Source organism: Streptomyces sp. NPDC093094 (assembly GCF_044754345.1).
In the GTDB taxonomy this organism is placed as follows: domain Bacteria; phylum Actinomycetota; class Actinomycetes; order Streptomycetales; family Streptomycetaceae; genus Streptomyces.
The window spans coordinates 449,639-456,938 of sequence record NZ_JBIVOX010000009.1 but is presented as its reverse complement, the minus strand read 5'-3'; the positions used below and the strand labels follow the sequence as shown (position 1 = coordinate 456,938).

Genomic DNA, 7,300 nt, shown 5'->3' with positions numbered 1-7,300 from the left:
CCCCGCCACGTGGAGACCCAGTGCCTGGCCGACTCCCACGGCAACGTGGTGGTGGTCTCCACCCGTGACTGCTCGCTGCAGCGCCGCCACCAGAAACTGGTCGAGGAGGCGCCCGCGCCGTTCCTGTCCGAGGAGCAGGTCGCGCAGCTGTACGCGTCGTCCAAGGCGATCCTGAAGGAGGCCGGCTACGTCGGCGCCGGCACGGTGGAGTTCCTCGTCGGCGCGGACGGCACCATCTCCTTCCTGGAGGTCAACACCCGTCTGCAGGTCGAGCACCCGGTCACCGAGGAGGTCGCCGGCATCGACCTGGTGCGGGAGATGTTCCGCATCGCCGACGGCGAGGAACTCGGCTACGGCGACCCCGCCCTGCGCGGCCACTCCTTCGAGTTCCGCATCAACGGCGAGGACCCGGGCCGCGGCTTCCTGCCCGCGCCGGGCACCGTCACCGGCTTCGAGGCGCCCACCGGCCCCGGGGTCCGCCTGGACGCCGGCGTGGAGTCCGGCTCGGTGATCGGCCCGGCCTGGGACTCCCTGCTGGCCAAGCTGATCGTCACCGGCGCCACCCGCGAGCAGGCCCTGCAGCGCGCCGCCCGCGCGCTGCAGGAGTTCCGCATCGAGGGCATGGCCACCGCGCTGCCCTTCCACCGCACGGTGGTGGCGGACCCGGCGTTCGCCCCCGAGCTGACCGGCTCGCCCGACCCGTTCACGGTCCACACCCGCTGGATCGAGACCGAGTTCGTCAACGACATCAAGCCCTTCACCGCCCCCGCGGACACCGACACCGACGAGGAACCGGGCCGCGAGACGGTCGTCGTCGAGGTCGGCGGCAAGCGCCTGGAGGTCTCCCTGCCCTCCTCGCTGGGCATGTCGCTGGCCCGCACCGGCCTCGCCGCGGGCGCCCGGCCCAAACGGCGCGCGGCCAGGAAGTCCGGCCCCGTCGCCTCCGGCGACACCCTCGCCTCCCCGATGCAGGGCACGATCGTGAAGATCGCCGTCGAGGAGGGCCAGCAGGTCAAGGAGGGCGACCTCGTCGTCGTCCTGGAGGCCATGAAGATGGAACAGCCCCTCAACGCCCACCGCTCGGGCACCGTCAAGGGCCTGAACGCCGAGGTCGGCGCCTCCATCACCTCCGGCGCACCCATCTGCGAGATCAAGGACTGACCCTCGCTCTCGACCAGGTTCCCCGTGCCCGTTCTCCAGGGCGCGGGGAACTGTGCGTTCGGGCCGGTGCCGACCGGCGGGCACGCACCCGCGTGAAGCGCCGCGGCGAGAAGGCGCGACAGCCCGCCGAGCGGGCGGGCGGCTACCGCCGGCGCATGTCGGCCACCCGCGCGGCCCGCTGCTCCGGCCCTCCGGAGCCCGGCTCCGTCAGCACGGCCGCCCCACGGAGCGCGGCCGAGCCGGGGACGCCGCGGCGAGGTGCCGGCAGGGGGACGTCGCGGCGCTGCGGGCGGGCCGCGGCGGCGTCACCTTTGGGACCCTGGCCCACCGCGCCCCCCTGGACGTTTCCCGGCGCACCGGCCACGGTGATCTGGACGCCCTGGTCGGCCAGCGCCTGGAGCTCGGTGGCCGCACGGTCGTCGTGGGCGGGCGGCTCGTCGGTGACGAGGCGGGTGATGACGTCCGTCGGCACGGTCTGGAACATGGTGTCCGTGCCCAGCTTGGTGTGGTCCGCGAGGACCACGACCTCCGCGGCGGCCTGCACCAGTGCCCGGTCGACGGAGGCGGAGAGCATGTTGGACGTGGACAGCCCGCGCTCCGCGGTCAGACCGCTGCCGGACAGGAACGCCCGGGACACCCGCAGCCCTTGCAGGGACTGTTCGGCACCGCTGCCGACCAGCGCGTAGTTGGAGCCCCGGAGGGTTCCGCCGGTCATCACGACCTCGACGCGGTTGGCGTGGGCGAGGGCCTGGGCGACCAGCAGGGAGTTGGTGACGACGGTCAGCCCGGGGATCCGGGCGAGCCTGCGGGCCAGCTCCTGGGTGGTGGTACCCGCCCCGACCACGACGGCCTCGCCCTCCTCGACGAGGTTGGCGGCGAGGTCGGCGATGGCTGTCTTCTCGGCGGTCGCGAGATGGGACTTCTGCGGGAAGCCGGATTCACGGGTGAATCCGCCCGGCAGTACCGCACCGCCGTGCCGGCGGTCGAGGAGTCCTTCTGCCTCCAGTGCCCGCACGTCACGTCGTACGGTCACTTCTGAGGTCTGGACGACGCGGGCGAGCTCACGGAGCGACACTGCTCCGTTGGCTCGCACCATTTCGAGGATCAATTGGCGACGTTCTGCAGCGAACACGAAACTGACAGTAACCCCAACGACCGTCTGCTTTCAGCAGTTTGCGCCGAATAACAGAAGTTGTTCGCACACGGCTGCGGGAAGTGGTATATGGGCATACTCCCCCCATCCGGGCCCGCCCGGAACCGGCAACTCCCCGTGACCGCCGGGGAGTCGGGTCCGGGTGGCGTCAGCCCTCGCCGGCCGCCTTGCGGGTGTGCAGCTGCCGCGCCACCTCGGCGATCGAGCCGGACAGGGAGGGGTAGACGGTGAACGCGTTCGCGATCTGTTCGACCGTCAGGTTGTTGTCCACGGCGAGCGAGATGGGGTGGATGAGCTCCGAGGCACGCGGCGAGACGACCACGCCGCCGACCACGATGCCGGTGCCCGGGCGGCAGAAGATCTTGACGAAGCCGTCGCGGATGCCCTGCATCTTGGCGCGCGGGTTGCGCAGCAGCGGCAGCTTGACGACCTTGGCCTCGATGACCCCGGCGTCCACGTCGGCCTGGGTGTAGCCGACGGTGGCGATCTCCGGGTCGGTGAAGACGTTCGAGGAGACCGTCTTGAGGTTGAGCGGGGCCACCGCGTCGCCGAGGAAGTGGTACATGGCGATGCGTCCCTGCATCGCGGCGACGGAGGCGAGGGCGAAGACGCCGGTCACGTCACCGGCGGCGTACACGCCGGGGGCGGTGGTGCGGGAGACCCTGTCGGTCCAGATGTGCCCGGAGTCCTTCAGCCTGACGCCGGCCTCCTCCAGCCCCATCCCCTCCGTGTTGGGGATCGCGCCGACGGCCATCAGGCAGTGGGTGCCCGTGATGACCCGGCCGTCGGCCAGGGCGACCTCGACCCGGTCGCCGACCCGCTTGGCGGACTCGGCGCGGGAGCGGGCCATGACGTTCATGCCGCGGCGGCGGAAGACGTCCTCCAGGACGGCCGCGGCGTCCGGGTCCTCGCCCGGCAGCACGCGGTCGCGGGAGGAGACCAGGGTGACCCGGGAACCGAGGGCCTGGTAGGCGCCCGCGAACTCGGCGCCGGTGACACCGGAGCCGACCACGATGAGCTCCTCGGGAAGCTCGGTGAGGTCGTAGACCTGCGTCCAGTTCAGGATGCGCTCGCCGTCCGGCTTGGCGTCGGGCAGCTCGCGCGGGTGGCCGCCGGTCGCGATCAGGACGGCGTCGGCGGTGAGGGTCTCCTCCGTGCCGTCGGCGGCGCTGACGATCACCTTGCGGGAGCCGTCGAGGGCCTGCATGCCCTCCAGGCGGCCGCGGCCGCGCATCACGCGGGCGCCGGCACGGGTGACGGCGGCGGTGATGTCGTGCGACTGGGCGAGCGCGAGCCGCTTCACCCGGCGGTTGACCTTGCCCAGGTCCACGCCGACGACCCGGGCGGCCTGCTCCAGGGGAGGCGTGTCGTCGGCGACGATGATGCCGAGCTCCTCGTACGAGGAGTCGAAGGTGGTCATCACCTCGGCCGTAGCGATAAGGGTCTTCGACGGCACGCAGTCGGTCAGCACCGACGCTCCGCCCAGACCGTCGCAGTCGACGACGGTCACCTCCGCGCCGAGCTGAGCGCCCACCAGGGCCGCTTCGTATCCGCCGGGTCCGCCACCGATGATCACGATCCGAGTCACGTACTCCATTGTCCCGCACGCTTCAAGGTGCTACCGCCCCGGGGGCACGCGTACACCGCGTCTGTTACGAAAGGGACTCCTGAGGACAGGGGTGAGGGCGCTCCCCGGCTGCCGTACGCTCTCCCCATGTCGCTCTATGCCGCCTACGCCGGCAACCTCGACGCGCGGCTGATGACCCGCCGCGCCCCGCACTCGCCGCTGCGCGCCACGGGCTGGCTGAACGGGTGGCGGCTGACCTTCGGAGGTGAGCAGCTGGGCTGGGAGGGCGCCCTCGCGACGATCGTCGAGGACCCGGGCGCACAGGTCTTCGTCTCCCTGTACGACATCGCCCCGATGGACGAGGACTCCCTGGACCGCTGGGAGGGCACCGGCCTCGGCATCTACCGCCGGATGCGGGTCAGGGTGCACACCCTGGACGGCGAGGAGTCCGCCTGGCTGTACGTCCTCAACGCCTACGAGGGCGGCCTCCCCTCGGCCCGCTACCTGGGCGAGGTCGCCGACGCGGCGGAATCGGCCGGTGCCCCGCACGACTATGTGATGGAGCTCCGGAAGCGGCCCTGCTGACCGGCTCCGCCGGGCGGTCCCAGGAGCCTCACGGGCCCCGGGAGGCACCGCGTTCGTCGGAAACGACAAGACAACGATCGCCATCCCGTGAGCTCTGTCATCTACGCGCGTAGGCAATGACCGGCTACTCTCGTCGACGTGAACGCATCTCTTCTTCCGGACGACATCCAGGGCGACCCGTACGCCGCCGCCGACGCCGCCGCCGCGCGCCTGCGCGAACTGACCGGCGCCGAGTCCCACGACGTCGCCCTCGTGATGGGCTCCGGCTGGGCGCCGGCCGTGGACGCGCTCGGCGAGCCCGAGGCCGAGTTCCAGGTCACCGAGCTGCCCGGGTTCCCGCCTCCGGCCGTCCAGGGCCACGGCGGCAAGGTCCGCTCGTACAAGATCGGCGAGAAGCGGGCCCTGGTGTTCCTGGGCCGTACGCACTTCTACGAGGGCCGCGGTGTCGCCTCCGTCGCCCACGGGGTGCGCACGGCGGTCGCGGCGGGCGCCAAGACCGTGGTCCTCACCAACGGCTGCGGCGGTCTGCGCGAGGGCATGCGTCCCGGCCAGCCGGTGCTGATCAGCGACCACATCAACCTCACGGCCACCTCCCCGATCGTCGGCGCCAACTTCGTCGACCTGACGGACCTGTACTCGCCGCGCCTGCGCGCCCTGTGCAAGGAGATCGACGCCACCCTGGAGGAGGGCGTCTACGCGCAGTTCCCCGGCCCGCACTACGAGACCCCGGCCGAGATCCGCATGGCCCGTGTCATCGGCGCCGACCTGGTCGGCATGTCGACGGTGCTGGAGGCCATCGCGGCCCGTGAGGCGGGCGCCGAGGTGCTCGGCATCTCCCTGGTCACCAACCTCGCCGCGGGCATGACCGGCGAGCCGCTGAACCACGAGGAGGTCCTCCAGGCCGGCCGTGACTCCGCGGCCCGGATGGGCTCCCTGCTGACCCAGGTGCTCGGCCGGCTCTGAGCCGGGCACGACCCGCACAGCAGCGCGAACCGGGGTGGGTCCGTGGCGCGTGGGCCCGCCCCTCCCCCACACACGAGAGGTTGACCGCACGTGACCGACGATCTCATGGCACGGGCCGAGGCGTGGCTGGCCGAGGACCCCGACCCGGAGACCCGCGAGGAGCTCGCGGCGCTCGTCGACGCCAAGGACGTCGCCGAACTCACCGCCCGCTTCAGCGGCACCCTGCAGTTCGGCACCGCCGGGCTCCGCGGTGAGCTGGGCGCCGGCCCGATGCGCATGAACCGGTCGGTCGTGATCCGCGCGGCGGCCGGACTGGCGGCGTACCTCAAGGGCGAGGGACGGACCGGCGGACTCGTGGTCGTCGGCTACGACGCCCGCTACAAGTCCGCCGACTTCGCCCGGGACACGGCGGCCGTGATGACGGGCGCGGGCCTGCGGGCCGTCCTGCTGCCCCGGCCGCTGCCCACGCCCGTCCTGGCGTTCGCGATAAGGCATCTGGGCGCGGTCGCGGGTGTGGAGGTCACCGCCAGCCACAACCCTCCCCGGGACAACGGCTACAAGGTCTACCTCGGCGACGGCTCGCAGATCGTGCCGCCCGCCGACGCGGGGATCGCCGCCGAGATCGACGCGGTCGCCGCCCTCGCGGACGTGCCTCGCCCGGACTCCGGCTGGGAGATCCTCGACGACGCCGTCCTCGACGCCTACCTGGCCCGCACGGACGCCGTCCTCGCCGAGGGGTCGGCCCGTACCGCCCGCACCGTCTACACGGCCATGCACGGCGTCGGCAAGGACGTCCTGCTGGCCGCGTTCGCCCGCGCCGGCTTCCCCGAGCCGGTGCTGGTCGCCGAGCAGGCCGAGCCCGACCCCGCCTTCCCGACCGTCGCCTTCCCCAATCCGGAGGAGCCGGGCGCGATGGACCTGGCGTTCGCCCGGGCCCACGAGACCGACCCGGACCTGGTCGTCGCCAACGACCCCGACGCCGACCGCTGCGCCGTGGCCGTCAAGGACGGCGGCGACTGGCGCATGCTGCGCGGCGACGAGGTCGGCGCACTGCTCGCCGCCCATCTGGTGGAGCGGGGCGCGCGCGGCACCTTCGCCGAGTCGATCGTCTCCTCCTCCCTGCTCGGCCGTATCGCCGAGAAGGCCGGACTGCCCTACAAGGAGACCCTCACCGGCTTCAAGTGGATCGCCCGCGTCGAGGGCCTGCGCTACGGCTACGAGGAGGCGCTCGGCTACTGCGTCGACCCGGAGGGCGTGCGCGACAAGGACGGCATCACCGCCGCCCTGCTGATCACCGAGCTGGCCTCGGAGCTGAAGGAGCGGGGCCGCACCCTGCTGGACCGGCTGGACGACCTCGCCGTCGAGCACGGCCTGCACGCCACCGACCAGCTCTCGGTGCGCGTCCAGGACCTGTCGGTCATCGCCGACGCCATGCGGCGGCTGCGCGAGCAGCCCCCGACCGGGCTGGCGGGCCTCGCGATCACCCGCGCCGAGGACCTCACGCAGGGTACGGAGGCGCTGCCGCCCACCGACGGCCTGCGCTACACCCTCGACGGCGCCCGCGTCATCGTCCGTCCCAGCGGCACCGAGCCGAAGCTGAAGTGCTACCTGGAGGTCGTGGTCCCGGTCGCCGCCCACGCCGACCTGCCCGCGGCGCGCGCCCGCGCGGCGGAACTGCTCGCGGCGATCAAGCGCGACCTGTCGGCGGCGGCCGGCATCTGAGACCCGGGGCGCCCCCTCCGTCCAGGGGGCGCCCCGCCTTCACTCCGCGCCTTCACCCGTTCGACGGCACCCCATCGGGTGATTTCCCCGCCACGGCTGACGTGACCGCCTCAGCGGGGCCGGGCACCCGGGCCCGCCCTGGTCCCGGA

At 72.7% G+C, this 7,300-nt stretch carries 6 protein-coding genes; 4 read left to right on the top strand and 2 right to left on the bottom strand.

Features of this window, described 5'->3' with window-relative positions; translation table 11 throughout:
• A partial coding sequence (locus ACIQGV_RS22280; RefSeq protein ID WP_402496780.1) for a biotin/lipoyl-containing protein occupies positions 1–1,161 on the top strand: 1,161 nt, incomplete at its 5' end.
• 142 nt (positions 1,162–1,303) lie between these two features.
• On the opposite strand, the gene ACIQGV_RS22275 is transcribed toward ACIQGV_RS22280, so the two are convergent.
• Positions 1,304–2,293 (bottom strand): DeoR/GlpR family DNA-binding transcription regulator, encoded by a 990-nt coding sequence (locus ACIQGV_RS22275; RefSeq protein WP_402496779.1) that lies wholly within the window; start codon positions 2,291–2,293, stop codon positions 1,304–1,306.
• Between the two features lie 169 nt (positions 2,294–2,462).
• On the bottom strand, positions 2,463–3,911 hold the full coding sequence (locus tag ACIQGV_RS22270; RefSeq protein WP_402496778.1) for an NAD(P)H-quinone dehydrogenase: 1,449 nt from the start codon (positions 3,909–3,911) through the stop codon (positions 2,463–2,465).
• A gap of 117 nt (positions 3,912–4,028) precedes the next feature.
• Between ACIQGV_RS22270 and ACIQGV_RS22265 the strand changes: the two genes are divergently transcribed.
• From ACIQGV_RS22265 to ACIQGV_RS22255, 3 genes are all read left to right on the top strand, one after another.
• Positions 4,029–4,466 (top strand): gamma-glutamylcyclotransferase, encoded by a 438-nt coding sequence (locus ACIQGV_RS22265; protein WP_402496777.1) that lies wholly within the window; start codon positions 4,029–4,031, stop codon positions 4,464–4,466.
• A 138-nt stretch (positions 4,467–4,604) separates the two neighbouring features.
• Positions 4,605–5,429, top strand: a complete 825-nt coding sequence (locus ACIQGV_RS22260; protein WP_402496776.1) for a purine-nucleoside phosphorylase — start codon at positions 4,605–4,607, stop codon at positions 5,427–5,429.
• Between the two features lie 90 nt (positions 5,430–5,519).
• Positions 5,520–7,151: a phospho-sugar mutase gene (locus ACIQGV_RS22255; protein WP_402496775.1), complete on the top strand. Its 1,632-nt coding sequence runs from the start codon at positions 5,520–5,522 to the stop codon at positions 7,149–7,151.
• Positions 7,152–7,300: the final 149 nt, after the last annotated feature.